The following is a 2,414-nucleotide window of genomic DNA, read 5'->3' as shown; positions in this document are numbered from 1 at the left end:
TTCCCATATCATTCTGGGTGTCCCTGGATTCCACTCGGTTCCTCTCCCCCCCCCCCGCCCCGGCCCCCGCCCCCGGGGCGGGCACGGCCCGCCCACCCCCACCCGCCGACGCCGGCCCCTCGGTGCCCGGCTCCGCCGCGACTGGCCGCTACTGGCGATGGCCGCGCCGGCCGCGCTGCTGCTCCTGGTCTTCCACTACCTGCCCACCCTGGGCAACGTCATCGCCTTCCAGGACTACAACCCGTTCGTCGGCGACGACGCCCTGGAGGCGTTCCTCCACAGCGAGTGGGTCGGGTTCGGCAACTTCGAGATCCTCTTCCGCGACCCGCTGTTCTGGGACGCCGTGCGCAACACCCTCACCATCACCGCCTTCCAACTGGTCTTCTTCTTCCCCCTGCCGATCTTCCTGGCCATCCTGCTCAACAGCGTGGTGTCCGGCCGGGTCCGCGGCTTCGTCCAGAGCGTGGTCTACCTGCCGCACTTCTTCAGCTGGGTGCTGGTGGTCACCTTCTTCGTGCAGATGTTCGGCGGAGCCGGACTACTCGCCCAGGAGATGCGCCAGGCCGGACTGCAACCGTGGGACATCATGACCAACCCGAACACCTTCATCGTCCTGGTCACCGCCGAGTCGGTGTGGAAGGACGTCGGCTGGGGGGCCATCGTCTTCCTCGCCGCCCTGTCCGCCATCGACCAGAACCTGTACGAGGCGGCGGCGGCCGACGGCGCCGGCCGGTGGCGACGCCTGTGGCACATCACCCTGCCCGGCCTGCGGCCGGTCATCATCCTGCTGCTCATCCTGCGCCTGGGCGACGCCCTGTCGGTCGGCTTCGAGCAGTTCATCCTCCAACGCGACGCGGTCGGCCGACAGGCCGCCGAGGTGCTCGACACCTTCGTCTACCACAATGCCATCGCCACCCAGCAGTGGGGACAGGGCGCGGCGGCCGGACTCTTCAAGGCCGTCATCGGGCTGATCCTCATCATCGCGGCCAACAAGATGGCCCACCGGCTGGGCGAACAGGGGGTGTACTCCCGGTCATGACCACCCAGATCAGTCCGGCCGGACCGGTAGCAGCCGGCCCCCGACCGACACCCCGACTCCCCCGACGCGCCCCGAACCGGCCCGCCTGGGAGGAACCCCCGACCACCGCCGGGCAGATCGGCAAGGGCGCCGTCCTCACCCTGCTCGTCCTCGCCGTCCTGTTCCCCCTGTGGACGGTAGTGGTCACCAGCCTCTCCTCCCGCCAGACCATCAACGACACCGGCGGAATGGTCGTGGTCCCCCGCGAGTTCGACCCCTCCGCCTACATCTCGATCTTCTCCGGCGGCACGATCACCCAGGCGGTGTGGATCAGCACCCTGGTCACCGTCGTCGGCACCACGGTCAGCCTGGTCCTCACCGTCCTCGCCGCGTACGGCCTGTCCCGCCCCGGATCGGTGGCCCACCGGGGACTGCTGTTCCTGTTCCTCGGCACCTTCCTGATCTTCCCCGGCCTGGTGCCCAGCTACCTGGTGGTCACCGGCCTGGGCCTCAAGGACAGCCTCTGGGCGCTGATCCTGCCCAGCGCGATCAGCGTGTTCAACCTGGTGGTCATCCGGGCGTTCTTCATGAACGTCCCCGGTGAACTCCTCGACAGCGCCCGCATCGACGGTGCCGGAGAGTTCCGCATCCTCTGGCGAATCGTCCTCCCGCTGTCCCGCGCGGTGATCGCCGTCGTCGGCCTCTTCTACGCCGTCGGCTACTGGAACGCCTACTTCAACTCCGTCCTCTACATCGACGACAACAACAAGTTCCCCATCCAACGGGTCCTGCAGAGCTACATCCTCGCCGGACAGTCCCCGAACGTCTCCGGGGCGGCGGTCAGCCTCCCCGGCGTCACCGCGTACCCACCCACCCTGGCGGTGAAGATGGCGGTGGTCGTGGTGACGGTCCTCCCGGCGGTGATCGCCTACCCGTTCGTGCAACGACACTTCACCAAGGGCGTCATCACCGGCGCGGTGAAGGGCTGACCGACCCGTGGTGCCCGGCCCGCCCCCACGCGGCCGGGCACCACCACACCCCCCACCGGCCACGACCACCAGGGACCAGGAATGCCCGACGACACCCGGCTGCGCTACGGCGGCGACTACAACCCGGAACAGTGGCCCCCGCAGGTGTGGCGAGAGGACGTCGACCTGATGCGCCGCGCCCGGGTCACCCTCGTCACCGTCGGGGTGTTCGCCTGGTCCCGCCTCGAACCCCGACCCGGCAGGTACACCTTCGACTGGCTCGACGAGATCCTCGACCTGCTGCACGCCGCCGACATCCAGGTGGCCCTGGCCACCCCCACCGCCGGCCCGCCCCCCTGGTTCTCCCAGGCCCACCCCGACGCCCTCCCGGTCACCGCCGACGGGGTCCGCCTGCACCACGGCAGCCG

3 protein-coding genes are annotated in these 2,414 nt (G+C 69.5%); all 3 read left to right on the top strand.

What is annotated here, in order from left to right; genetic code table 11:
• Positions 1-7: 7 nt before the first annotated feature.
• Entirely contained in the window at positions 8-1,039 is a 1,032-nt protein-coding gene (locus tag ABT336_RS27265; protein WP_502891283.1) for an ABC transporter permease, read from the top strand.
• Positions 1,036-2,007, top strand: coding sequence for a carbohydrate ABC transporter permease (locus ABT336_RS27260; RefSeq protein ID WP_350900446.1), 972 nt, complete (start codon positions 1,036-1,038; stop codon positions 2,005-2,007). Before ABT336_RS27265 ends, ABT336_RS27260 begins: the two co-directional genes overlap by 4 nt.
• 81 nt (positions 2,008-2,088) lie before the next feature.
• Positions 2,089-2,414 (top strand): beta-galactosidase (locus tag ABT336_RS27255; RefSeq protein ID WP_350900444.1); only part of this gene is annotated, 326 nt, incomplete at its 3' end.

Source organism: Micromonospora sp. NPDC000207 (assembly GCF_040300925.1).
In the GTDB taxonomy this organism is placed as follows: domain Bacteria; phylum Actinomycetota; class Actinomycetes; order Mycobacteriales; family Micromonosporaceae; genus Micromonospora.
Note: the sequence above shows the minus strand (reverse complement) of the source record. Positions and strands in the feature narration are given on the sequence as shown.

What these genes read in the sequence shown, in the direction of transcription:
- ABT336_RS27260 (WP_350900446.1), top strand. Translation starts at nt 1,036, where the DNA reads ATGACCACCCAGATCAGTCCGGCCGGACCGGTAGCAGCCGGCCCCCGA.